The 21,683-nt window shown below is 63.9% G+C and carries 24 protein-coding genes, 1 tRNA gene and 2 pseudogenes; 9 read left to right on the top strand and 18 right to left on the bottom strand.

Annotation, left to right across the window (positions count from 1 at the left end; genetic code table 11):
• Positions 1–81 precede the first annotated feature (81 nt).
• The 6 genes from M7H45_RS10960 to M7H45_RS10935 all read right to left on the bottom strand — a co-directional run bounded on the left by M7H45_RS10960 (position 82) and on the right by M7H45_RS10935 (position 4,269).
• Positions 82–564, bottom strand: coding sequence for a helix-turn-helix domain-containing protein (locus M7H45_RS10960; protein WP_298216883.1), 483 nt, complete (start codon positions 562–564; stop codon positions 82–84).
• A gap of 153 nt (positions 565–717) precedes the next feature.
• On the bottom strand, positions 718–2,238 hold the full coding sequence (gene lnt, locus M7H45_RS10955) for an apolipoprotein N-acyltransferase (RefSeq protein ID WP_298216882.1): 1,521 nt from the start codon (positions 2,236–2,238) through the stop codon (positions 718–720).
• Positions 2,231–2,890, bottom strand: coding sequence for an acireductone synthase (gene mtnC / locus M7H45_RS10950; RefSeq protein ID WP_298216881.1), 660 nt, complete (start codon positions 2,888–2,890; stop codon positions 2,231–2,233). The genes lnt and mtnC overlap by 8 nt, the downstream gene beginning before the upstream one ends.
• Complete coding sequence (locus M7H45_RS10945) at positions 2,887–3,426, bottom strand: acireductone dioxygenase (protein WP_298216879.1); 540 nt, start codon at positions 3,424–3,426, stop codon at positions 2,887–2,889. Before M7H45_RS10945 ends, mtnC begins: the two co-directional genes overlap by 4 nt.
• On the bottom strand, positions 3,423–4,019 hold the full coding sequence (locus M7H45_RS10940; protein WP_298216877.1) for a methylthioribulose 1-phosphate dehydratase: 597 nt from the start codon (positions 4,017–4,019) through the stop codon (positions 3,423–3,425). The genes M7H45_RS10945 and M7H45_RS10940 overlap by 4 nt, the downstream gene beginning before the upstream one ends.
• Position 4,020: 1 nt before the next feature.
• Positions 4,021–4,269, bottom strand: coding sequence for a twin-arginine translocase TatA/TatE family subunit (locus M7H45_RS10935; RefSeq protein WP_298216875.1), 249 nt, complete (start codon positions 4,267–4,269; stop codon positions 4,021–4,023).
• A gap of 146 nt (positions 4,270–4,415) precedes the next feature.
• On the opposite strand from M7H45_RS10935, the gene M7H45_RS10930 reads away from it, so the two are divergent.
• Positions 4,416–4,907: a GNAT family N-acetyltransferase gene (locus tag M7H45_RS10930; protein ID WP_298216873.1), complete on the top strand. Its 492-nt coding sequence runs from the start codon at positions 4,416–4,418 to the stop codon at positions 4,905–4,907.
• Positions 4,908–5,081: 174 nt separating this feature from the next.
• On the opposite strand, the pseudogene dcd reads toward M7H45_RS10930, so the two are convergent.
• The 6 genes and pseudogenes from dcd to M7H45_RS10905 form a co-directional block, all read right to left on the bottom strand.
• Positions 5,082–5,528: pseudogene (gene dcd / locus M7H45_RS11350) on the bottom strand (dCTP deaminase); the annotation flags it as partial.
• 119 nt (positions 5,529–5,647) lie between these two features.
• Positions 5,648–5,890 carry a hypothetical protein gene (locus tag M7H45_RS10925; protein WP_298216871.1) on the bottom strand — a complete coding sequence of 81 codons (243 nt, stop codon included), beginning with the start codon at positions 5,888–5,890 and terminating at the stop codon, positions 5,648–5,650.
• Between the two features lie 163 nt (positions 5,891–6,053).
• Entirely contained in the window at positions 6,054–7,220 is a 1,167-nt protein-coding gene (locus M7H45_RS10920; protein ID WP_298216869.1) for an iron-containing alcohol dehydrogenase, read from the bottom strand.
• 5 nt (positions 7,221–7,225) lie between these two features.
• A complete protein-coding gene (locus M7H45_RS10915; RefSeq protein ID WP_298216868.1) occupies positions 7,226–8,584 on the bottom strand; it encodes a glutamine synthetase family protein in 1,359 nt (452 codons plus the stop codon).
• 75 nt (positions 8,585–8,659) lie between these two features.
• The gene (locus M7H45_RS10910; RefSeq protein WP_298216894.1) at positions 8,660–10,459 is read right to left on the bottom strand and encodes an ABC-F family ATP-binding cassette domain-containing protein; all 1,800 of its coding nucleotides are present in this window, start codon (positions 10,457–10,459) and stop codon (positions 8,660–8,662) included.
• Positions 10,460–10,499: 40 nt separating this feature from the next.
• Entirely contained in the window at positions 10,500–10,883 is a 384-nt protein-coding gene (locus M7H45_RS10905; protein ID WP_298216866.1) for a hypothetical protein, read from the bottom strand.
• A gap of 81 nt (positions 10,884–10,964) precedes the next feature.
• Between M7H45_RS10905 and M7H45_RS10900 the strand changes: the two genes are divergently transcribed.
• Entirely contained in the window at positions 10,965–11,456 is a 492-nt protein-coding gene (locus M7H45_RS10900) for a flavodoxin family protein (protein ID WP_298216865.1), read from the top strand.
• 63 nt (positions 11,457–11,519) lie between these two features.
• Here the strand turns inward: M7H45_RS10900 and M7H45_RS10895 are convergent, their stop codons facing one another.
• From M7H45_RS10895 to M7H45_RS10875, 5 genes are all read right to left on the bottom strand, one after another.
• On the bottom strand, positions 11,520–11,687 hold the full coding sequence (locus tag M7H45_RS10895; RefSeq protein ID WP_298216864.1) for an ATP-binding cassette domain-containing protein: 168 nt from the start codon (positions 11,685–11,687) through the stop codon (positions 11,520–11,522).
• Between the two features lie 138 nt (positions 11,688–11,825).
• A complete protein-coding gene (gene modA, locus M7H45_RS10890) occupies positions 11,826–12,284 on the bottom strand; it encodes a molybdate ABC transporter substrate-binding protein (RefSeq protein ID WP_298216862.1) in 459 nt (152 codons plus the stop codon).
• Between the two features lie 105 nt (positions 12,285–12,389).
• The gene (gene ychF / locus M7H45_RS10885; RefSeq protein WP_298216860.1) at positions 12,390–13,484 is read right to left on the bottom strand and encodes a redox-regulated ATPase YchF; all 1,095 of its coding nucleotides are present in this window, start codon (positions 13,482–13,484) and stop codon (positions 12,390–12,392) included.
• Positions 13,484–14,062, bottom strand: coding sequence for an aminoacyl-tRNA hydrolase (pth, locus tag M7H45_RS10880; RefSeq protein ID WP_298216858.1), 579 nt, complete (start codon positions 14,060–14,062; stop codon positions 13,484–13,486). Before pth ends, ychF begins: the two co-directional genes overlap by 1 nt.
• Positions 14,063–14,080: 18 nt before the next feature.
• A complete protein-coding gene (locus M7H45_RS10875) occupies positions 14,081–14,734 on the bottom strand; it encodes a 50S ribosomal protein L25/general stress protein Ctc (protein WP_298216857.1) in 654 nt (217 codons plus the stop codon).
• Positions 14,735–14,845: 111 nt separating this feature from the next.
• Here M7H45_RS10875 and M7H45_RS10870 point away from each other — a divergent pair, with 111 nt between their 5' ends.
• The 4 genes from M7H45_RS10870 (at position 14,846) to M7H45_RS10855 (ending at position 18,468) form a co-directional block, all read left to right on the top strand.
• Positions 14,846–15,652: a carbon-nitrogen hydrolase family protein gene (locus M7H45_RS10870; RefSeq protein ID WP_298216855.1), complete on the top strand. Its 807-nt coding sequence runs from the start codon at positions 14,846–14,848 to the stop codon at positions 15,650–15,652.
• A 60-nt stretch (positions 15,653–15,712) separates the two neighbouring features.
• A complete protein-coding gene (locus M7H45_RS10865) occupies positions 15,713–16,153 on the top strand; it encodes a CBS domain-containing protein (RefSeq protein WP_298216854.1) in 441 nt (146 codons plus the stop codon).
• Positions 16,154–16,246: 93 nt separating this feature from the next.
• On the top strand, positions 16,247–17,461 hold the full coding sequence (gene hemA, locus M7H45_RS10860; protein ID WP_298216852.1) for a 5-aminolevulinate synthase: 1,215 nt from the start codon (positions 16,247–16,249) through the stop codon (positions 17,459–17,461).
• Between the two features lie 32 nt (positions 17,462–17,493).
• A complete protein-coding gene (locus M7H45_RS10855) occupies positions 17,494–18,468 on the top strand; it encodes a 2-hydroxyacid dehydrogenase (RefSeq protein WP_298216851.1) in 975 nt (324 codons plus the stop codon).
• A 257-nt stretch (positions 18,469–18,725) separates the two neighbouring features.
• Here M7H45_RS10855 and M7H45_RS11370 read toward each other — a convergent pair.
• Positions 18,726–19,062: pseudogene (locus M7H45_RS11370) on the bottom strand (transposase); the annotation flags it as partial.
• A 115-nt stretch (positions 19,063–19,177) separates the two neighbouring features.
• Between M7H45_RS11370 and M7H45_RS10850 the strand changes: the two are divergent.
• The 3 genes from M7H45_RS10850 (at position 19,178) to M7H45_RS10840 (ending at position 21,515) form a co-directional block, all read left to right on the top strand.
• A tRNA-Gly gene (locus tag M7H45_RS10850) sits at positions 19,178–19,252 on the top strand.
• 340 nt (positions 19,253–19,592) lie between these two features.
• Entirely contained in the window at positions 19,593–20,306 is a 714-nt protein-coding gene (locus tag M7H45_RS10845; RefSeq protein ID WP_298216849.1) for a hypothetical protein, read from the top strand.
• An 84-nt stretch (positions 20,307–20,390) separates the two neighbouring features.
• Entirely contained in the window at positions 20,391–21,515 is a 1,125-nt protein-coding gene (locus M7H45_RS10840) for an XRE family transcriptional regulator (protein WP_408832788.1), read from the top strand.
• Positions 21,516–21,683: the final 168 nt, after the last annotated feature.

Here is a 21,683-nt window from a genome sequence, read left to right as displayed (position 1 = left end):
TTGGCCAAGGAAAACGCGCCCGCCTTCGTTACCGGTATCGAGCATTTCGCGCCGCTGCTCATTCCCGGCGCGCCGCCGCTCTCACCCGCCGGTGTCGAAGCCCTCTTCACCCGGGGCGAGGGATTTGATGAGATCGAAAATCCGCTTACGCATCGCCGGATCGGAGATGCGGTAATAGGCGCGCACCAGCTCCAGCGTCTCGCGTTTGGTAAGCTGGTCGTCCACCCCCGCGCTGAACGGCTCCTGCTGCTCCGCGAAACCATAGGTGCGGCCGCGCGGTCCGGAAAGCGGCCCCTCTGAGAGACCCGCGGGCATATCGTCGAAGAAATAGGAAATCGGCACATCCAGCACCCGGGAAATATCGAACAGGCGCGAGGCGCCAACCCGGTTCATGCCCCGCTCATATTTCTGTACCTGCTGGAAGGTGAGCCCCAGCGCGTCCCCCAGCCGCTCCTGCGACATGCCGAGCAAAGTGCGGCGAAGACGGATCCGCGAACCGACATGCACATCGATCGGGCTGGGCCTGCTCTCACGCTCGGGCCGCTCCGCATTCTCATCAGCCATGCTTCGATAACTCCAGCTTTACTCTTTATCCTGACAGCGCTCGGCTTATGCCCCACCGCGAAGGAACTGCAATCATCATCATTTTATATCACACCCCTTGCTTGAGTGCTAATAAATCGGGGGCCAAACCCAAGTTGAGCAAAAACCTGATGCTTATCCTCTAGGTAGGCGCGGCCGCCGCCTCAGACCCAACCCTAGCCCGGCGGCCAGAAGGAGAGCCGCCAGCCCGGCGGGCAGACGCAGCCCTTGCCGCGCATAAAACGTCGCCGGCTGTGGCGCGGGCAGCGGCGCCACCAGCACGCCCTGGTGGTCGAGCGGCATCGAGACCATTACCCGGCCGAACGGGTCGATCACCGCCGAAATCCCGGAATTGGCGACGCGGACGAGCGGCAGCCCTTCCTCCACCGCCCGCAGCCGGGCATTGGCGACATGCTGGCGCGGCCCGGCGGTATCGCCGAACCAGGCATCATCGGTAACGTTGACGATCCAGTCCGGCCGCCGCGCCTCATCGAGGATCTGGCCGGAAAAAATCGATTCATAGCAGATGATCGGGCCGAAGGGCGGCAGGCCGGGAATGTTGGCGATGGTCTCCGGCCCCGGCCCTGGTTTGAATCCGCTGCCCAGCGCGCTGGGGATGATTTTCACCGGGATCCATCTCGGCATGTATTCGCCGAAGGGAACCAGTTTCCATTTGTCATAGACGGCGAGCGGGGGCTCGGGGCCGGAGGTGACGATGATCGAATTGCGGAAATCGGTCTGGCTCGCCATGCGCAACCCGCCGGCGATCACCGGCACGGTTCCCAAGGCGGCGGCCAGCTGTTCGCGCGCCACCGGGTCATTGGCCAGCAGCCAAGGGCTGGCGGCCTCCGGCCAGATCACCACCTGCGCCCCCTCGGCGATCCCGGCCTGGCTCATCCGCAGCAGCTGCTCCCAACTGGCGATCAGCGCCGGACGGGAGAAATCAGGCGGCTCGGGAACGTTTGGCTGGATGAGCGCCAGCCGGAGCGGCGTCATCGGCGCGGGGGTACGCAGGCGCGCCTCCCCGTACCCGGCCCATACCCCCAGCCCGATGACGAGCGCCGCCAGACCCCGTCCGCCAAAAAGCGGCGTGGCCGCGAGCAGCACGGTCATCATGGTGAGGCCATAGACGCTGACCAACGCGGCGGGCTGGAGAAACACATCGCCGAGCCTGCCCGGAATCGCCCAATCCGTGCCCCAGTAATTCCAGGGAAAGCCGGTGAACAGAAATTGCTGGCCGAGATTGGCGAGCGCCCAGGCTCCGGCGAAGACCAGCACCCGCCCCAGCCCCATCGGCACCAGCCGGGCCGCCAGCACCGGCACGACCGTGTAACAGGCCACCGCCGCCGCCAGCAGCGGCGCGGCGAAAGGCACCAGCCACCAGAAATCCCGCGCCTCGGTGAGCACCGGCTCGGTGATCCAGTACAGCCCGGCGAGGCCGAGGCCAAAGCCGTAACACCAGCCGGTAAGGGCGGCCTGCCGCCAATGGCGGGCGGAGTCCGTCAGCCGCAGCAGGGCCGGCACGGAGAGGAGCAGCACCGGCAGCAGATGCACGGGGGGCAGCGCCGCCGCCGCCAGCATTCCCCAGAAAAACGCCCGCGCCAGCGGGCGGCGCCGCCACCATGCTCTCATGCCGCGCCAGCCGGGTTCAGCCATGCGGCAGGCCGAAGCGGCGGGCGACTTCCCCGAAATCGCCTACTGCCGGATGGCGGGCGCCCGGCTGCGTGCCATCCTGCGGGCGCGCGAGCTGGCAGGCGGCAAGGCCGGCCTCGGCGGCGGCGTCCAGCTCCGCCTCCACGTCGGAGAGAAACAGCGCCTCTCCCGGCGCGCTCCCCACCGCGCGGACGATGGCGGCATAGCTCGCCGCCGCGCGTTTCGGCCCCAGCGTGGTATCGAAATAGCCCTGGAACAGCGGCGTCAAATCTCCCGCCTCGCTATGGCCAAACAGCAGTTTCTGGGCCGCGACGGAGCCGGATGAGTAGACAAAGAGCCGCAACCCCGCCCGCGCCCAGCCACGCAGCATGGGCGGAACATCCGGGTAAATCTCGCTTTTCAGCGCGCCCGCCGCGTAACCCTCCGCCCAGATCTCGCCCTGGATCGTCTTCAGCGCCGTGATCTTCTCATCCCGATCCATCCAGCCGAGCAGGGTGGCGAGCCGGGGCTCCGGCACCTCCGCCAGAGCGGGGTGGGCCGGATGCGCGGCGATGAACGCCGCCAGCCGCGCCCGCGCATAGGGAAAGAGCACGCGATGCACGAAGCTGACCGGCGTGGTGGTGCCCTCGATATCGGTGATGACCGAGAGGATCACGTGACGGGAAAGCGGCTGGAAATATCGTCCCCGGTGAATTGCGCCACCCAGCCGGAGGGGTCGGTGAAAACCCGCAGGGCGGTGAAGGAGGGGGCGGGTCCGGCATCGAACCAATGCTTGAGTCCCGCCGGCACATGGATGAGATCGCCTCGCTCGCACAGCGTGTCGTAAACACGTCCCTCCGCATGGAGAACGAAATGGCCGGAGCCCGCGACAAAAAACCGGATCTCCGGCTCGCTATGGGTATGCTCGGAGAGAAATTGCTCCCGCAGCGCCGCCGCCCGGGGATGGTCTGGGGACAGCTTGACCACATCGGCGGAACCCGCCCCGGTCGCGCCCATCAGCGCGTCGAGATAGGGCCGGTACGCCTCCAGAATCGCCTCGGCGGGCGCGTCCGGCGGCAGCGCCACCGGGCTGTCCCAGCGTTCGAAGCCCACATCGATGCGGGCCAGCTCGGCGGCCACCGCCGCCGGATCGGTGCTGTCGAACACCGGCGCGCCCGGCGCCTTTTCCTCGTAAACCGTCAGCCGGCTCATCGCATCTGCCTCCGCGCCAATTCGCATTCCAACAGAAATTCCAGCGCCTCCAGCCGCCAGAAGGCGTGCTCGACGCTTGATCCCCAGGCATAGACGCCGTGCCCGGCGATCACATAGCCGATGGGCGTGTCCGCCTGCAGCTCGGGCTCGATCAGCGCCGCCAGCCGGGCGATGTCCTGGTCGTTACCGTAAACCGGCAAGGCGATATCATGCTCATGGCTGGCGAAGCCGAACGCCTTCAGAATCTCGTATTGAGAAAACACGATCGGCCCGGCGATGGAAAGCACCGTCGCCGCTACGGAGTGGCCGTGCAGCACCGCCGCCACGGGCGGAAACAGCCGGTAAAGCTGGCAATGCAGCAATGTCTCGGCGCTCGGCCTATGCCCCGCCTTCAAGGCCTGGCCCGCCGCATCCACGGCGATGATATCCTCGGCCGGGACGATCCGGCCCTTATGGATGCCGCTGCGGGTGATGGCGATGCGCCCATTCTCCAGCCGGGCGGAGAGATTGCCCGCCGAGCCGGGCACCCAACCGCGCTGGTCCATCCGGCGCCCGGCCTCGGCCAGCGCCGCCGCCACCTCCTGCGGAACCATGTCAGCCCTGGTTGACTTTGGTCTTGGCCTGCTCCGGCGGCAGCGGCTCGCCGGGGGGGAGCGCGCCGGGCTCGCTCATCCGCGCATCCGGCGCGGGCTTGGCGGGTTCATCCTCGGCCATGCTCTGCTTGAAGCTTTTGATTCCCTTGCCGAGATCGCCCAGCATCGCGCTCACCCTCCCGCGCCCGCCTAGCAGCAGCAAGGCGACCACCAGAACAATCAGCCAATGCCAGATGCTCAATCCGCCCATGAACTCATCTCCAACCCCGGGGTCCACCCCGAGTTTAGCCCAGAACCGCCTTGCCTGCCAAATGAAGCCTGGGAAGGCCGGGCTTCCACCCTTCCCCTTCCCGCCCGGATTTGCGATGAAAGCCGCGAGGAGGCCAGGGCAGGCAGATGAAAATCAGGCACGCTACCAATGAGGATTTGCCGCAAATCCAGGCGATTTACGCCCATCACGTCCTGCATGGCACCGGCTCCTTCGAGACCGTCCCGCCCTCGCTGGAAGAAATGCAGGAACGCTTCCGGCGCAATGACGAGGCGGGTTTCGCCTGGATCGCCGCCGAGGAAGGGCCGCGCCTGCTTGGGTTTGGCTATTACGGGCCGTTCCGTGCCCGCCCCGCCTATGAATACACGGTGGAGGACAGCGTCTATGTCCGCGAGGATGTGCGCGGCCAGGGCGTGGGCAAGGCCATCGTTGCCCGGCTGATCGAGCTCGCCGCCCAATCCGGTTTCAAGCAGATGCTCTCCCTCATCGGCGATTCGGAGAACACCGCCTCAATCGGCGTCCATGCCAGCCTCGGCTTCCAGCATTGCGGCACCATGCGCAAGGTGGGCTGGAAATTCGAGCGCTGGCTGGATGTGGTGATCATGCAGAAACCGCTGTAACGCCCCATCAAAAATGCTTTCTCAAAGCTCGAGGCAATCCTGCGAAAGCAAGCAGAAAGAATCATCCCAGAACTACGGTAGGCTATAGATGTGGCGGCGGCTATAGAGTCAATTAAAGGCTGTATGCTGAGGTAATGCCGCCGGAAAAGCAGAAGCAGATAGGTCAGGAATCATCTATTTGCCAATTGAGCTTGCCGATTGTCCCAAAAAAGTTCCTCGGTACCCTTTATCCGGCGTCCCTATGGTTTGCTCAAAAATTAACTGACAAACTCTCATGCCCGCATCAAGGATTATTTCATTTGGCCCTGAATTGTATATTTCAAGTTGAACGGCGCCCTTGAAGCCGCAGTGGATTGTGGGTGCAGTCAGATGGACACCCATACCAAGCCTAGCTAAGGAACTCTTTCCTTCAACGCGCGCTGCGAGGCGCGAATGGATGGGGATACTCACTGTTTCTGCTGTCCACGCCAAAACAAATGACTTCGCTGACAAAGTGAACATATTTTGTTGAACGGTTTTCTGATCTGAAATGAAGTCTGTGTACTTAAATCCAGCAGCGCCCGGCCTAATGGGAGCCCCAGCCCTCACCTTCCAAATTGAAAATGTATTCCCAAGAGTGAGGTCTACACTTTTGTAGAGCTATAAGCTTCTTGGTTTGGTCCGGGGTCAATGGTTACTAACTTCTGTTGAAGAGCAATTTGTATTTCCCTATCAGTTAATATCATCGCCCCGTTCCTATTTTATGCCGCTAATTCTGATTTATTGACCCAAACTCTCCATTTGCCTGATGCAGATTCACGCGGTAGCTCTATAAGGGCTAAATCTTCTTTATAGCCAAGGAATCCGATCTCCATATAATTGGAGCTATCCAGGGCAGAAGAGTGTAAAACAACCTGCTCTATACCACCGGACGTTGTAATAGTTGCTACCTTTTCAGAGGGGCCTGGACCATCAACCACTTCATTTGTTTTTACCCGTTGCATTTTTTTCTCCACTTGAACATAGTAAGAACACCATCAGAAATATATTCACTTATCGTCTAAAGCAATTAACAAATAAAATGTATCCGAATCCAACCTTTAACCTCACTTTTGCTTTTTCTTTATTTGAATCAACAAAACTTAAGTTTACCTACAATTGCGCTCCCTAATCCCCCAAACCCGCCATGTCCCCGGCCATGGCCGCGCGCAGGATACGCAGCATGGCCGCCTCATCCGCCGGGCGCGGATTATCCGGCGTGTTGGGGTCCGCCACCGCCTCGGCGGCCAACTCCGGCAGCAATTCGGGCGGCACGTTGAGCCCCGCCAGCGTAGGGGGAATGCCGAGCCCGGCGCGCAATTCCATCACCCAGGCGAGAAACGCGTCGAAGCTCGGCTCCAGCCCCAGCGCCCGCGCGGCGCGCGCCATCTTCTCCTCGATAACCGGGCGGTTATAGGCCAGCACATAGGGCATCAGCACGGCGTTGGTGAGGCCGTGATGCGCGTGGCAACGCGCGCCGATGGGATGGCTGAGGGAATGAATCGCCCCCAGCGCCTTCTGAAAGGCCGTTGCTCCCATCGAGGCGGCGGCCAGCATATTCATCCGCGCCACCGTATTTTTCGGCTCCCGCACCGCGCGCGGCAGATTCTCCTTCACCAGCCGCATCCCCTCCAGGGCGATGCCATCCGCGGCCGGATGATAGAAATCCGCGTAATAGGCCTCCAGCGCGTGGGCGAGCGCATCCATGCCGGTCCAGGCGGTGATGTTGGCGGGCAATCCATAGGTCAGCTCGGGGTCGAGAACGACCAGCCGCGGCAGCATTTGGGCGTGAAGCAGGATGAATTTGCGCTGCTTCTCCGGGTCGGTGACCACCGTGGCGCGCCCCACCTCCGAGCCGGTGCCCGCCGTGGTCGGCACGGCGAAGACGGGCGGCATGGGCCGGTCGAGCGGCGGCGCGCTCCGGGTGATCTCGAACTCCCAGAGCGGGCGGGAGGTGGAGACGGCGAGGGCGATGGATTTGCCGCAATCAAGACCGGAGCCGCCGCCCACCGCCACCACCGCCTCCGCGCCATGGTCGCGGTAGCGCGCCGCCCCGGCGGCGACATCCGCCGCCAGCGGGTCCGGGTGAACATCCTTGAATAGCGCGGCGGCGATGCCCGTCTGGTCCAGCCCGGCCTGGATGGCGGCGAAAAAGGGCAGCGCCGCCACGCCGGGATCGGTGACGATGAGCACCCGTTTGAGCCCGGCCTGCGCGATCCGGCCCGGCAGTTCTGAAATCCGTCCTGCCCCGGCAAGGATCTCGGTGGGGATACGCCAATTGCCGCGATATTCCATGCGTCTCACATCCTCTCGAAGGACCGGAATTTTTCCCAATCGGTGACGGCGGTGTTGAACGCGTCCAGCTCCACCCTCGCCATATTCGCGTAATGGGCCACCACATCCCCGCCAAAGGCGGCATGGGTAAACTCGCTGCCCGTGAAAAGCGTGGCCGCCTCGCTCAACGTGCGGGGAATCCGGGGCAGATCGGCCGTATAGGCATTGCCCTCGAACAGCGGCACCGGGGCGTAATCACCCTCTACCCCGGCCAGCCCGGCGGCGATCATCGCGGCGAGGGCGAGATAGGGGTTCACATCACCCCCCGGCAGCCGGTTTTCCACCCGGATTGATTTGCCATGCCCGAGCACGCGGAAGGCGCAAGTGCGGTTATCCAGCCCCCAGGCCAGCGCCGTGGGGGCGAAGCTCCCCGCCGCGTAGCGCTTATAGGAGTTGATGTTGGGGGCGAAGAATAGTGCCAGCTCCGCCGCGTGGCGCAGCAGCCCGGCCATGAACTGCCGGAAGAGCTTGGAGGGGGAATGCCCGTCCCCGTCCAGAAACACCGTCGCACCCGCCGCGTCCCGCAGCGAGAGATGGGTATGGCAGCTATTGCCCTCGCGCTCGTTATATTTGGCCATGAAGCTGAGGGCGTGGCCCATCTCCGCCGCGATTTCCTTGGCCGCCTCCTTATAGATCACATGCTTGTCACAGGTCGCCAAAGCGGGGCCGTAGCGGAAATTGATCTCGTGCTGGCCGAGATTGCATTCTCCCTTGGAGTTCTCCACCTGGATCCCGGCCTGCTCCATGGCGTTACGGATGCGCCGGATCACCGGCTCCACCCGCGCGGTGCCGAGGATGGAATAATCATTGTTATACTGGTTTGCCGGGGTCAGGCCGCGATACGCCTTGTCCCAGGCCGTCTCATAGCTGTCCTTGAACAGCAGGAACTCGAGTTCGGTGGCCGCCCAGGCGGTGAGGCCATGCCCGGCCAGGCGGTCGAGCTGACGCTTGAGCATGGTGCGCGGCGCCATTGGCGCGGGTCTGCCCCCGGCCAGTTCGATGTCGCAAAGCAGAATGGCCGCGCCCGGCTGCCAGGGGGCGGGGCGCAGCGTGGCGAGATCCGGCTTGAAGACGAAATCCCCATAGCCCTTCTCCCAGGAGGTGAGATGGTAACCCTGGACCGGCTGGCATTCGATATCGGTCGCCAGCAGATAGGCGCAACCCTCGGCGGCCTCGGCGGTCACGGATTCGAGGAAGAAGCGCGGCATCACCCGCTTGCCCTGCAAGCGGCCCTGCATGTCGGGAGCGGCCATCACCACCGTGTCGATCTCGCCGCGTTCCGCCATCGCCTGGAGCGCGGCGAGGCTCAGCTCTTTCTCTACCATGCGTCTCGCCTCCCAATTTCCTGTCATTAAATAAAATATACTCGTTTCCGCCGCCCCGCCTAGACTATAGCGCGCCTATCCCGCCTTGCGCAGTTCCAGTTCCAGCCAGCGCTCCTCAGCGGCTTCCAGCCGGGATTGCAACACACCCAGCGCCGCCGTGGCGGCGGCGAAGCCGGGCGGATCGCGCTCATAAAACCCCGGCGCGGCGAGGCGCGCCGAGGCCGCCGCCATCTCTTGCCGCAGCCGCTCCATCTCCTCCTCCAGCCGCTTCAGCTCGTGCTGCTCCTTGAAACTGAGCCCGCCGCGCGGGGAAGCCGTGACGGCGGGCCTGGGCGCGGCGGCGGCAGGCTTGCGCTCCGTCCGCGCCGCGGCGCGGACGGTCTCCGCGCCGCCCCGCTGGGCCAGCATGTCGGAATAACCACCGGCATACTCCACCCAGCGTCCCTCTCCCTCCGCCATCAATACGGAGGTCGCGACACGGTCGATGAAATCACGGTCGTGCGAAACGAAGACGACCGTTCCCGGATACTCGCTCAGCATTTCCTGCAATAAGTCCAGGGTTTCGAGGTCGAGATCGTTGGTCGGCTCGTCCAGCACCAGCAGATTGGAGGGCCGGGTAAGGGCCATCGCCAGCAAAAGCCGCCCGCGCTCCCCGCCCGAGAGGGTGCCCACCGGCGTGAGCGCCTGCTCCGGCTTGAACAGGAAATCCTTCATATAGCCGATCACGTGCCGGGCTTGCCCGCCGACGATCACCTGGTCGCCCGTGCCGCCGGTCAGCGTCTCGGACAGGGTGCGGGCGGGGTCGAGCGCCGCGCGTTGCTGGTCGAGCGTAACCACCTCGAGCGCCGTACCCAGCCTGACGCTGCCGGAATCCGGCGGTTCCTGGCCAAGGAGCAGCTTGAGCAGCGTGGTCTTGCCCGCGCCGTTCGGCCCGGCGATGGCAAGGCGGTCGCCGCGCAGCACCCGCAAGGTGAGGCCACGCACCACCGCCCGCCCGCCAAAACTTTTGCTCACCGCCTCGGCATCCACAACGATCCGTCCCGAGGTCGCGGCGTCCAACGCCGCCAATTTCGCCGTGCCGAGCCGGTGAGTGAAGTTGCGCCGCTCCGCGCGCAGCCCCTGCAAATCCGCCAGCCGCTTGACATTGCGCTTGCGCCGGGCGGTGACGCCGTAGCGCAGCCAATCCTCCTCGCGGGCGATGCGGCGGCCCAGCTTGTGAAACTCCCGCTCCTCCTGCTCCAGCACCTCGTCCCGCCACGCCTCGAAATAGGCGAAGCCCTTTTCCAGCCGCCGGGTCTGGCCCCGGTCCAGCCAGACCATGGCGCGGGAGAGGCGTTCAAGAAAGCGCCGGTCATGCGAGACCAGGACCAACCCGCAGGAAAGGGATTTCAATTCCTCCTCAAGCCATTCGATGCCGGGCAGATCGAGATGATTGGTTGGCTCGTCCAGCAGCAGCAGATCGGGCGCGGGGGCGAGGGTGCGCGCCAAAGCGGCGCGCCGCGCCTCGCCGCCGGAAAGATGGGCGGGGCGCTCCTCGCCGCTCAACCCCAGCCCGCCCAGCAAATAGCGGGCCCGGTGTTCATCCTCATGCGGCCCCAGCCCGGCCCGCACGTAATCCAACACGGTGGCGTAGCCGGAGAGATCCGGCTCCTGCGGCAGGTAGCGCAAGGTGGCGCCAGGCTGGAGAAAGCGGGTGCCGGAATCGAAACCGGCCTGGCCCGCGGCGATCTTCAGCAGGGTGGATTTGCCCGAGCCGTTGCGCCCGACGAGACAGATACGCTCCCCCGCGCCGATGGAGAGCGTCGCCCCGGCGAGCAGCTTCGCGGTGCCGAGGGTGACGGTGATGTCGCTGAGCAGCAGGAGAGGCGGCGCCATGCCCCGTGTTTGGCTCATGCCCCGCCCGGGTTCAAGCGCGTCAGGGGGAGAGCGGCCGGGCGGCGCCGGAGGGGGTGTAGCTGGCGGCGGGCGGCGCCGCCGGGGCCGGGACCGGGACCGGGACCGGGACCGGGACCGGGGCCTGGGCCGGGGATGACGCCGCCGCGCTCCCACTGGGGCAATCCATCTGCGTGGCCGTGAGGCTTGCGGAAAGCGCGGCGGCGTCGCGCCGGGATTGGTAACGGCGCCCCGCCGCAAACCCAGCGTCGTAGGCGCGCTGCTCGGCTTTTTTTAAATCCGCCGGGGTAAGGGCGAGATTGGCGAGCGGCGCCGGTTTGGCCGGCGGCTGGGGCGGGCTGGCGCAGCCGGCTAGCGCCAAGACGAGGCCAGGCAGGGCTGCGGCAAGAAGAGGAAGCCGATTCATTACCGTTTTTATAATATACGGGGCGGGCCGCGTCATCCCGGCGGGCTTTTCCCCGCGTGCCGGCGCGGGCAAAGTGCCAGGGTGAAAACCTTGCTCATCGTCTATCACAGCCGCACGGGCGGCACCGCCCAGATGGCGGCCACCGCCGCTGAGGCCGCCGGAGCCGAGGCTGAGGTGCGGACGCGTCTGCTGCCGGCGGCGGCGGCGGCGCCCGAGGATGTGCTGGCCGCCGAGGGCTATCTTTTCGCCGCGCCGGAGAACCTCGCCGCCCTCGCTGGTCTGATGAAGGAATTTTTCGACCGCTGCTATTACCCCGTGCTCGGGCGCATCGAGGGGCGGCCCTATGCCAGCCTGATCTGCGCGGGCACGGATGGCCGCAACGCCGCCGCCCAAATCGCGCGCATCGCCACGGGCTGGCGGCTGCGCCCGGTGGCGGAGCCGTTCATCCTGCGCAATGGGGCGCAAACGCCAGAGGCGATTCTAGCACCCAAGCGTTTGACCCCGGCGGAGCTCGCCCCCTGCGCCGAGCTTGGTGGCGCGCTGGCGGCGGGGCTGGCGGCGGGAATTTTTTGAGTGAAAACCATTTGGAATGTTATGGCATCCGTTTTATGCCCATTGCCGTTATTCACAATTGCTTCAGAGTGATCGATGCGGCGGAAGGAAGAATTTCGCATTCTGCCATATGACGCCGCCCACGCGAAGCTCGGCATTTTTCATATGCGTCAACCCCGCGAGGCAGCGCAATACGGTTGTCTTTCCGCACCCCGATGGCCCGACCAGGGCCGTAACCCCCTTGGCCGGCACTGAAAAGACGTATCGAGGCTAAAGGCTCCAACTCGGCCTTTCAGCCGCATGAATCATGTTCATAACCGTTTCCGGGCGGCTCGCCTCCCCCTGATGCGGCTGAAGCCACACCCATAGGTGTTCTTGCCATTTCGACAATCAGGCAATTTCATATCTATTTAACATCATACCCGCCTCCGACGCCGGATCATTCGCGCCGTCCTTGAGGAGGACCGCATCCTGCACGATCGGAGAATAATATGGATCTGGAACGATCCATTCCGACCCACTCTTTCCAACCGCATAAGGAAAAAGCGTGCCGGGTACGGTCAAACCGCCGGATTCCAGCTTCTTTGGATGCTTGGCATCCGCCGACAGGAAGACCTCAAACGGCGCGCCTTGTGTAATCTCGCTGTAGAATTGTCCTGACGATCCGAAGCTGAGCACAACGGCATCGCCTGTCTTGAGTTGGAATGCAGCCGCGATCTGTTTGGCCGGCGCCGTGAAATTTGCCGCGACCGCGACAAGAACGGCTTTCATCTGCGCCGCGGCACCAAAGGGCGTCAATACAGCAATGCCGTGATCATGAGTCTTAAGCAACGAACAATACGCATCCAAATCCAACCTTTTATGGTCTGATTTATCCTTATTGTTCCAAATAGGGCGCCCTAACGGTCGGGGGCGCGCGGCATGCCCAGGCCAGGACTATGCGGCAGGCTGAGTTTAGACGTTGAACCGGAACAGCAGCACATCTCCGTCTTTCACGACATATTCCTTGCCCTCCACGCGCAGCTTGCCGGCCTCGCGCGCTCCTGCCTCACCCCGGCAGGCCACGTAATCCTCATAGGCGATGGTCTCGGCCGCGATGAAGCCGCGCTCGAAATCGCCATGGATGACACCGGCGGCCTGGGGCGCCTTGGTCCCGCGCGGAATCGTCCAGGCTCGCGTTTCCTTCGGCCCGACCGTAAAATAGGTGATGAGGCCGAGCAGGCCGTACCCGGCGCCGATCACCCGGTCCAGCCCGGAATCCTCCAACCCCAAATCGGCGAGAAAACCCTCCCGGTCCTCTTCCGGCAATTGGCTCACCTCGGCCTCGATGGCGGCGGAAATCACCACATGCGCCGCGCCCTGCGCCGCCGCCATCTCCGCCACCCGCCTGCTCTGGGCATTGCCGGTGGCCGCGGCCGTCTCCTCCACATTGCACACATAGAGCACCGGCTTGGATGTGAGCAGATTGAGCCGCCGCACCGCCTCTTCTTCTCCCTTCGGCAGAGCCGCGCGCGCCGGCCGCCCCGCCTCCAGCGCGGCGATCAGCGGCTCCACCAGCGCCAGCTCGGCTGTGGCCTGCTTGTCGTTGCTCTTCGCCTTCTTCTGCAAAAGCGGCACGCGCCGGGTCAGGCTTTCCAAATCGGCCAGCATCAACTCCGTCTCAACCGTTTCCGCGTCGCGGATCGGGTCCACCGAGCCTTCCACATGCGTCACATCCGGATCCTCGAAGCAGCGAAGAACATGGACGATGGCTTCGACCTCGCGGATATTGGCAAGAAACTGGTTGCCCAGCCCCTCACCCTTGGAGGCGCCGCGCACCAGCCCGGCAATATCCACGAACTCCAGGCTGGTCGGCACGATCTTCTGGCTTTTGCCGATCTCGGCGAGCGCCTTCAGCCGTTTATCCGGTACCGCCACCCGCCCCACATTCGGCTCGATGGTGCAAAACGGGTAATTCGCCGCCTGTGCCGCCACCGTGGCGGTTAGCGCATTGAAAAGCGTTGATTTGCCGACATTCGGCAGCCCGACGATGCCGCAATTGAATCCCATTATCCCTGCTCCCCGCCCGCCAGCGCGACACGCGACATGAATTCCTCCGCCCGGCCCTGGGCCAGCAGCGGCGCCTGCTCGGCCACCGCCGCCAGCAAGGGGCGCAGCCAGTCCTGGTCGCTTTTGCTGAAATCCCCCAGCACCCAGCCCAGCACCCGATCCCTCTCGCCTGGATGGCCGATCCCAAGCCGCACCCGCCAATAATCGGGCGTCCCCAATTGCCGGTCCGCGCTGCGCAGCCCGTTATGCCCGGCATTGCCGCCGCCCTTCTTAACCCGCAGCTTGCCGGGGGCGAGGTCGAGTTCGTCATGAAACAAGGTGATGTCGCCGGGCGGAATTTTATAAAAGCCGGCGGCCTCGCGCACCCCCTCGCCCGAGGCGTTCATATAGGTCATCGGCTTGAGCAGCAGGATCTTCTCTCCGGCCAACCGCCCCTCTGCCGCCAGCCCCTTGAAACGCGGCTTCCATGGCGGGAAGCCGTGCCTTGCCGCGATCTCATCCACGGCCATGAAGCCAATATTATGGCGTTGCCGCGCCATCCCCGGTTCCGGGTTGCCCAGGCCAGCCCAAAGCAGCACGGCGCGGCGATCTCGAGATTATTTCTTGGCGGGCGCCTTCTTCGCGCCCTTCGCGGCGGCAGTGGCCGCGGCGGCGGCGGCCTCGGCGGCCACCTGTTCCGGCGAGACCAGAGGCGGCGCGATGGTGGCGATGACGAAGTCGCGCCCCAGGATCACCGGGCGGCAATTCTCCGTGCCCTTGAGATCATGCCAGCGGACGTTATCGTTTATGTCCAGCGCGCCGAGATCGATCTCGAATTTCTCCGGGATATGCTCGGCATCCACGCTCACCTCGACCTTATGGCGAACCACGTTCAACACGCCGCCGCGCTTCAGCCCAGGGCAGGTCGCCTCGTTGAGGAAGTGCACCGCTACCGCCACCCGCACCGGCTCGCCGGGAATGAGGCGCTGAAAATCCACATGCTCGGGCTGGTCGGTCACCGGATGGAAGGAAACGTCGCGCATCAAGGCGCGGGTGTTCGTCCCGTCCACCGAGATCTCATACAGGCGCGAACGCCAGCCGCCGCGCTTCAGCTCCTTCATCACCAGGCGCGGGTCGAGGGCGATCAGCCCCGGCTCCTGCTTCGCGCCATAAATCACCGCGGGCACCTTGCCCGCCCGCCTCGTCGCCCGCGCCACCCCCTTGCCGGCACGCGAACGCGCGGAGGCCTCGATCACTTCAAACTGGGCCATGTCACGCTCCATCAAACAACAAAAGCCGGCCTCCAGGGGTGCCGGCCCGGCGGGCTTAGCCGCTTTCCTCCGCTCTTTCAACCTGCGTGGCCCGGGGCTAGGCTGCTGTCCATGAAAATCTCCCTTTACCAAGGCCCCGGCGCGTTCAACGATCCCGCCGCCGGCTTTGCCCATCTGCGTGCCCAGGCCGCCCGCGCCAAGGCGCAGGGGGCTGAGATCCTTCTTCTCCCGGAGATGTATCTCTCCGGCTATAATATCGGCCCCGAGGCGGCCCGGCGGCACGCCATGACCATGGCGGACCTTGCCCCGGCGCAGGAAATCGCGCATGGGCTGCGCATAGCCCTGGCCTTCGGCTATCCGGAGCGGGTGGGCGATGAGCTTGCCAATTCCGCCGTGCTCATCGGTCCGGATGGCGCCCTGCTGCTCAACTACCGCAAGACCCATCTCTTCGGCGATCTGGACCGTACGATGTTCAAGACGGTGGGTGAGGCGTTTCCGCTCGCCACGCTGGGCGGCGCCAAGATCGGCCTGCTCATCTGCTACGATATCGAATTTCCCGAACCCGCGCGCTGCCTCGCTCTCGCCGGGGCGGATATCATCCTTATCCCCACCGCGCAGATGCCGCCTTATGAGCAGGTGGCCCGCCATGTCATTCCGGCGCGCGCTTATGAAAACCAGACCTATATCGCATACGCCAACCATTCCGGCACGGAAAACGGGCTGGCCTATATCGGACTATCCTCCATTTGCGGGCCGGATGGCGCCGTATTGGCCCTGGCCGGGGCGGATGAAGAAATGATCTTCGCCGAGACCGACCCGGCCCATCACGCCGCCGTGCGCCAGGCGGACCCGCTTCTCGCCGACCGCCGTCCCGCGCTTTATCGGCCTCTCGTCGAATCCCCAGTGCGCGGCAAATAACAATTGAACCACCCGGCGCGTTTGCCCATACTCGCCGGGCCTGAACCGAGGGAGACACCCATGCTCGTCGCCGCCATTCTCAAGCAGAAGCCGCCCGGTTTCTTCTCGGTTTCTCCGGATCTAACCGTCGCGGGCGTCGCCGCCGTGCTGGCCGAGAAGAATATCGGAGCCGTGCTGGTCCTGGACGGGGATCGGCTCTCCGGCATTTTGAGCGAGCGCGACATTGTCCGCGCGATGGCAAGGCAAGGCGCCGCGGCGCTCGATCTCCCCGCCAGCGCCTTGATGACGCGCAAGCTGGTCACGGGCACGCCGGATACCAGCATCGAACAGGCGATGGAAATGATGACCTCCGGCCATTTTCGCCATCTGCCGATTTTAGCGGAGGGCCGGCTCATCGGGCTGGTCAGCATCGGGGACGTGGTAAAGGCGCGCATCGAGCAGAGCCAGCATGAGGTCGAAAGTCTGCGCACCTACGTCACCGGCGGCGCGCCCCGGCTGTAACGCGCCCCGGCGGCGGCGGTTTGATCTGGCGCATTGACTCCGGCCCTTCTCCGGCGTCTTTTCCTCTGGAGTTCGCCTTGCACGGTTATAATAATGCATAAATTCCTCGCCAAATGTGACGAAGCCCTCGCCGAGATTTCCGCCCAGGGGCGGTATCGCCGTTTCGTCGCCCTGGAGAAGCTGGCCGACCGGTTTCCCTATTATTCCGTCACCATGGAAGGGAAGACGCGGGACATATTGGTGTGGTCGGCCAATGACTATCTCGCCATGGGTACCGACCCGCGCGTCATCGCCGCCGCCGCGGAGGCGGCGCGCCGCTACGGGGCCGGGGCGGGCGGCACGCGCAACATCGCCGGCTCCTCGCCTCTGCATGTGGCGCTGGAGGAGGAACTGGCAGATCTGCATGGCAAGGACGCGGCGCTGCTCTTTACCTCGGGCTATGTCTCCAACCAGGCAACGCTGACGGCGATCCTCTCCTCCCTGCCGGATTGGCATGTGTTCTCGGACGCGCAGAATCATAATTCGATGATCGTCGGCATCAAGGGCAGCCGCACCGCGACCGTGCATGTCTTTCGCCATAACGACATGGCCGATCTGGAGCGCCGGCTCGCCAGCGCTCCAGCCGGGGCTCCCAAGCTCATCGCCTTCGAGAGCGTCTATTCCATGGATGGCGATATCGCGCCGCTCAGCGAGATCTGCGATCTCGCTGACAGATACAATGCGCTGACCTATCTGGATGAGGTCCATGCTGTGGGCATGTATGGCGCGCATGGCGGCGGCGTCTCGGAGCAAGACGGTGTCGCTGGCCGGATCACCATCATCGAAGGCACGCTCGCCAAGGGCTTCGGCTGCCATGGCGGCTATATCACCGGCGATTTCAAGGTCCTGGATTATATCCGCTCCGTCGCCGCCGGTTTCATCTTCACCACCGCGCTGCCGCCGCCCACCGTGGCCGCCGCCCTCGCCTCCATCCGCATTCTCAAACAAGACGCCGCCTTGCGCGCCCGGCTTTTTGCCGGGGCGGAGATGCTCAAGGCCAAATTCCGCGCCGCGAACCTGCCCGTGATGGAAGGAAACAGCCATATCGTGCCGCTGATGATCGGCAACGCGCAAAAGGCGACCGAGGTCTCGATGCGCCTGATCCGGGAATTCGGCATGTATGCGACGCCGATCAATTACCCCACCGTGCCGCAAGGCACGGAGCGGTTGCGCTTCACCCCCGGGCCCAAACATACCGAGGAGATGATGGACGCGCTGGTCCAGGCGCTGCTCCATATCCTCCAGCCCGCTGAAACCGCCCCGGCTTGATCGGCTTTCACCACCGCGCGTAAACAAGAACCATGACGGACAAGCCGAAAATTTTGAGCGTCGGCGGCATGGACCCGCGGGTGGAGGAGGCGCTGGCGCCGGATTTCGAGGTGCTCAGCACCCGCGCGGCGCTGCTGGACTCGCTGGTGAACGGGCATGGTCCGGATATCCTGGCCCTCGTCACGCGCGGCCAGTTTCCGGTGAACGCGGCGCTAATCGCGGCCCTGCCCAAACTTCAACTCATCGCCAATTACGGCGTTGGCTACGACACGGTGGATTGCGCCGCCGCCGCCGCCAGGCGCGTCATCGTCACCCACACGCCTGATGTGCTGAATGACGAGATGGCGGATTTCACCATCGGGCTGATGCTCGCCACCATCCGCCAGCTTCCCCAGGCCGAGGCTTATCTTCGCAGCGGCGGCTGGGAGGCGCGGGGCATGTACCCGCTCACCGCCTCGCTGCGGGACCGTAAAATCGGCATCGCCGGGCTGGGGCGCATCGGGCAGACGCTCGCCCAGCGCCTTCAGGCTTTCAGGCGGCCCGTCGCCTATTACGCCCGCACAGCCCGCCCCCACGTGAATTTGCAGTATTTCGCTAGTCTCGAAGACCTCGCCGAGGCTGTGGATGTGCTGATCGTACTGCTTCCCGGCGGAGCGGCAACGCGCCATGCCATCAACGCGGCGGTGCTGAACAAGCTGGGGCCCAACGGCATTCTCATCAACGTGGCGCGCGGTTCCGTCGTCGATGAAACAGCGCTGATCGCGGCGCTGCGCGAGGGCGCCATCCTCGCCGCCGGGCTGGATGTCTTCGAGGATGAGCCACGCGTACCCCAAGCCTTGCGGGACTGCGCCAACGCCGTGCTCACCCCGCATATCGGCACCGGCACCTATTACACACGGGGATTAATGGGCGATCTTGTCATCGCCAATATCCGCTCCTGGTTCGCCGGCCAGGGGCCGCTCACCCCCGTGCCGGAAACGCCCTGGCCCCCGCCAGCCCTGGCTTGAGGAAGACGCCGCGAAGCTTTTGTCTTAGAATTTTACTCTGAATGGTAGTTGACCTAACCTTTGTCTCACGAACCGCGCGCGGTACATCAAAGCATTGTCTTCGCTGGATTGTCGCGTAAATCCTACAGGCCGTGTGAAAACGCCCTTCATGGCATTTGCCCTGAGCGGTTGCAAGCGACACGGCGCCTCGCTGGTGGTCCATTGCGGGGGAAACCACAAAGCGCAGAGTTAGTGCTAAGGAAGATGGCCGAGCGCCTCAACCAATGCACCGGCCAAATATGCCGGTGCTTCGCGATGAAAGCGAATTCATGTCGATTCCCTCACGAAGTACGCCGCTGCCTTTTAGGACGTCACGCTCCGCCTGAGCTTGGCGACCTCCTTTTTTTGAGCGCCGCCATCTCAGCCAGATCGGCCCGCTGCTGGCCATGGCCAGGAAACGCCGTCGCAGGCGCCGCCGCCAGTTCCCGCATCCAACGTCGCAATACGCTTTCCGCCAGATCCAGGTCGGGCAGCCTGCGCAACGGATACGCCACGCTCCGTAACCAGCTTCACAGCCTCAATCTTGAATTCATTGCCAAACTTCCGTCTCGTCATGTCTTCTCTCCGGTCCCTGGGTCACGATCTTATCCTCGTGTCCACCAAACCGGCAGCAGCTCACGGCTGGCTTGCAATCCTGCTCAGCCGACTGTAAAGAGCCTCCACGCCGTGAGCGGGCGTAGCTCAGGGGTAGAGCACAACCTTGCCAAGGTTGGGGTCGAGGGTTCGAATCCCTTCGCCCGCTCCAAGTTTTCTTAGGAAAATCAGAGCGATAAAGACGGCCCTTCGGGGCCGTCTTTGCTTACCTGGCGGCTAGTTGAGAGCTGGGTAAGCAGAGGGTAAGCGCGAGGGTCCATTTCGGGCAATTGCACCCCGGTGGATTGTCGTCGGACCATCTGGTTGGCCACCGCAGACGCAAGATCCGTTCCCACCGACGCTGACGGTCGGCTCGCATGGACCGGGAAGACGCGATCGAGCGAGATATCTGACTGACCGCCCTTTTTGCAAATAACATCTAGAGACATCTTGCTATACGCAAAAAATCGTGGCACAAATCCTACGTGAGGCACACTTCGGGGGATTCGTCCATGACCGCGGATGAGATCAAGGCACGCATTGTCAGCACCTTGCCGCGAGACCTGTTGATCGACCTTCTCGATACGGCTGTCGCGCGGGCGCGTCAGGCCCATGAACTCATCCGCGACAACACGGACCTTACCGGGCGTAGCGCTCGCGGCTTGGAGGGGCAGGCCCGTTTTCGGCTGATGGAAAAGGGCTTTCAAGATACGTGCGAGTTGCACGGGGGGATGCGGTTGGAAGGGGATGTGATTCCCGGCACGGATCTTCGTTACTATCAGCCGTTCATGCGCTTCGGGGGCGATCAGCCTGGTGTCCTGCTCGGTTTGGCATCGATACCGGAGCCGAAGGAGTTGCCGACCGAGAACCAATCCCGGCTCGCTGGCGTGACGCTCAACTACCGCCTGACGCCGCGTCTGGACCTAGAAGGTGACGGCGGCACGGCGAAGCCGGGCGACATCTTCGTCCTGTTCCTGTTCGCCCGCGACCCCTCGCAGGGCGGTCGCCTTCAGGAGGTCGCGATCGGCGTCATCGACGCCCGGTATCAGGGTTTCCTTGCATACGAGACGGTTGAGACGTTCATGGGAGCCTATGCTCCGCCCTCAACGGAATCGGAGCCCGCGCCGGAGAGCCGGCCGCTCGTTACGTTGAAGAAGACGCCCAAGGCTTTCAGGCCGCCGGAGCAGCCGGATTCTGACGAGACGGCCAGCGACCCGGCGGAATAGACGGCGACGGTCATGCCAATCGGTACACCAGGCTTCGAGCCCGGCCGCCTTACGGAGGCCAGGGCAGCTAGACGGATTCCAAGCATGTCTGCGCTTGCGCGGGCGATGAGCTTGAATCCGAGCACAGTGTCACGTTGGGAGGACGGAGGCTCGGCACCTGACCCGGAGATGCTGACTCGTCTGGCTGCGTTCCTCGGGGTGCGGCCGGAATTTTTCTTTCGGCCTGAGCATGTTTCAGCGCGGCCGATGTTCCTCCGATCGCTTTCATCCACGCTGGTCCGTGATCTCCAATACCAGAGCGCGCAGATGCGTTGGCTGCAAGAGATTAGCCACGCCGTCGAACACTATGTGGACCTGCCCGCCGTCGATATTCCAGACGTGATGGCCGGCGCGAGCTATCACCAGCTTCGCGACGAAGACCTTGAGCGGATCGCGCTCGATTTGCGGCGCCATTGGCGTCTCGGCGACGGTCCTTGCGGGGATATGGTTCCGCTGCTTGAGCGCTTCGGCTTCATTGTCGGTGTCATCGAAATGGGGACGGTGAAGCTCGACGGGTTGTGCAGTTGGTCGCCTATCGATGACAGACCGCATATTCTGCTCGCGAGCGACAAGATGTCCTTTGCGCGCCGGCAGATGGATGCCGCGCATGAAATGGCACACGCGATCCTCCACCGGAATGTTACCGAAGAACAGCTAAAACGAGACCTGAAGCTGATCGAGACGCAGGCATTTCGGTTGGCCAGCGCTTTCCTGCTTCCCTCGACGACCTACCCGGTCGAGATGCGTTTTCCCTCGCTCGCAACGATGGTGACGGCGAAGGAGCGTTGGCGCGTGTCGATCAAAGCGCAAATCAAGCGTCTGGCTGATCTCGATGTTATCCCGGGTGACTTCGCCACTCATCTCTATAAGCTCTACTCTGCTAAGGGCTGGACGAAGGAAGAGCCATTCGACCGCCAATGGGCGCCCGGGGAACCTCGGGTGCTTCGGGATGCGCTCCACCTGATTGTCGATGAAGGTGTCCGGTCAAAGTCGGATCTTCTGGCGCTCGAATTCACGATCCCGGCGGGCGATGTCGAGAATCTGACGGGCCTGCCGCCAGGCTGGTTCACTCATGAGGCGGCGACGGTAGTTCGTCTCAAGCCCAACCCCGGCCAGGCATCTGGGGGGGCGGAAACGGGAGAAGTAATTTCGTTTCCGCGGAAGGGGTAACGACGCGCTTGTTTCGCGTAGTCGGGATACCCAAGCTTCGTCGTGCGGGGTGTTCATCCGCGTGGATGGGACTGTCGCGCTTGTCGGAGGCGACGGTCATCAAATGTAAGACCCTCCCGAGTGGCCACCCGTGCAGGGGTGGTTTCACGGCGGCAGCCTTGAATTAGC

This window comes from Acidocella sp., from assembly GCF_027352905.1.
Classification (GTDB): domain Bacteria; phylum Pseudomonadota; class Alphaproteobacteria; order Acetobacterales; family Acetobacteraceae; genus Acidocella.
This window is presented reverse-complemented; position numbering and strand designations above follow the sequence as displayed.

Bases quoted from the DNA above. Each gene is read 5' to 3' on its own strand.
- M7H45_RS10960 (WP_298216883.1), bottom strand. From the start codon at position 564: ATGGCTGATGAGAATGCGGAGCGGCCCGAGCGTGAGAGCAGGCCCAGC.
- lnt (WP_298216882.1), bottom strand. From the start codon at position 2,238: ATGGCTGAACCCGGCTGGCGCGGCATGAGAGCATGGTGGCGGCGCCGC.
- M7H45_RS10945 (WP_298216879.1), bottom strand. From the start codon at position 3,426: ATGAGCCGGCTGACGGTTTACGAGGAAAAGGCGCCGGGCGCGCCGGTG.
- M7H45_RS10940 (WP_298216877.1), bottom strand. From the start codon at position 4,019: ATGGTTCCGCAGGAGGTGGCGGCGGCGCTGGCCGAGGCCGGGCGCCGG.
- M7H45_RS10935 (WP_298216875.1), bottom strand. From the start codon at position 4,269: ATGGGCGGATTGAGCATCTGGCATTGGCTGATTGTTCTGGTGGTCGCC.
- M7H45_RS10930 (WP_298216873.1), top strand. From the start codon at position 4,416: ATGAAAATCAGGCACGCTACCAATGAGGATTTGCCGCAAATCCAGGCG.
- M7H45_RS10925 (WP_298216871.1), bottom strand. From the start codon at position 5,890: ATGCAACGGGTAAAAACAAATGAAGTGGTTGATGGTCCAGGCCCCTCT.
- M7H45_RS10920 (WP_298216869.1), bottom strand. From the start codon at position 7,220: ATGGAATATCGCGGCAATTGGCGTATCCCCACCGAGATCCTTGCCGGG.
- M7H45_RS10915 (WP_298216868.1), bottom strand. From the start codon at position 8,584: ATGGTAGAGAAAGAGCTGAGCCTCGCCGCGCTCCAGGCGATGGCGGAA.
- M7H45_RS10910 (WP_298216894.1), bottom strand. From the start codon at position 10,459: ATGGCGCCGCCTCTCCTGCTGCTCAGCGACATCACCGTCACCCTCGGC.
- M7H45_RS10905 (WP_298216866.1), bottom strand. From the start codon at position 10,883: ATGAATCGGCTTCCTCTTCTTGCCGCAGCCCTGCCTGGCCTCGTCTTG.
- ychF (WP_298216860.1), bottom strand. From the start codon at position 13,484: ATGGGATTCAATTGCGGCATCGTCGGGCTGCCGAATGTCGGCAAATCA.
- M7H45_RS10875 (WP_298216857.1), bottom strand. From the start codon at position 14,734: ATGGCCCAGTTTGAAGTGATCGAGGCCTCCGCGCGTTCGCGTGCCGGC.
- M7H45_RS10870 (WP_298216855.1), top strand. From the start codon at position 14,846: ATGAAAATCTCCCTTTACCAAGGCCCCGGCGCGTTCAACGATCCCGCC.
- M7H45_RS10865 (WP_298216854.1), top strand. From the start codon at position 15,713: ATGCTCGTCGCCGCCATTCTCAAGCAGAAGCCGCCCGGTTTCTTCTCG.
- hemA (WP_298216852.1), top strand. From the start codon at position 16,247: ATGCATAAATTCCTCGCCAAATGTGACGAAGCCCTCGCCGAGATTTCC.
- M7H45_RS10855 (WP_298216851.1), top strand. From the start codon at position 17,494: ATGACGGACAAGCCGAAAATTTTGAGCGTCGGCGGCATGGACCCGCGG.
- M7H45_RS10845 (WP_298216849.1), top strand. From the start codon at position 19,593: ATGACCGCGGATGAGATCAAGGCACGCATTGTCAGCACCTTGCCGCGA.
- M7H45_RS10840 (WP_408832788.1), top strand. From the start codon at position 20,391: ATGTCTGCGCTTGCGCGGGCGATGAGCTTGAATCCGAGCACAGTGTCA.